Origin of the sequence: Nesterenkonia salmonea, from assembly GCF_005771525.1 — a bacterium.
Classification (GTDB): domain Bacteria; phylum Actinomycetota; class Actinomycetes; order Actinomycetales; family Micrococcaceae; genus Nesterenkonia; species Nesterenkonia salmonea.
This window is the reverse complement of sequence record NZ_VAVZ01000130.1, coordinates 1-425: the sequence shown is the minus strand read 5'-3', so window position 1 is coordinate 425 and position 425 is coordinate 1. Positions and strand designations below refer to the sequence as shown.

Genomic DNA, 425 nt, shown 5'->3' with positions numbered 1-425 from the left:
TTCAAGGAGAGTCCCTCATGTCCACACCCGCATCACTTCCGTATGCCTTCGTCGCCAAGATCGTCGCGGCCGATGGACAGCACGACGCGCTCGCCGATCTGCTCGCCGGCGCTGTCGCACTCGCCAACGAAGAAGTAGGAACGATTGTCTGGTTCGCGGTCAGGACCCACGCCGACACCTTTTGGATCTTCGATGCATTCCCCGACGAGGCCGCTCGCGACGCCCACGCCAACGGCGCCATCGTCGCAGCCCTGATGGCCAACCAGCACCTCCTCGGCGCAGCACCCGAGATCCTGGCGGCCGACGTCCTCGCGTCCAAGCTCCCGTAGTCCGCCAACGCACGAGACGATCGCGCCCCGCCGCGTCGGTCCGCAGATAGACGTCGAGGTCTCCCGACGATGGAGGTTCCTACGCCATCCATCCGA

1 protein-coding gene is annotated in these 425 nt (G+C 65.4%); it reads left to right on the top strand.

Annotated elements, in window-relative coordinates:
- Positions 1 to 17 precede the first annotated feature (17 nt).
- Positions 18 to 329, top strand: a complete 312-nt coding sequence (locus FEF26_RS15575) for a putative quinol monooxygenase (RefSeq protein WP_003941073.1) — start codon at positions 18 to 20, stop codon at positions 327 to 329.
- Positions 330 to 425: the final 96 nt, after the last annotated feature.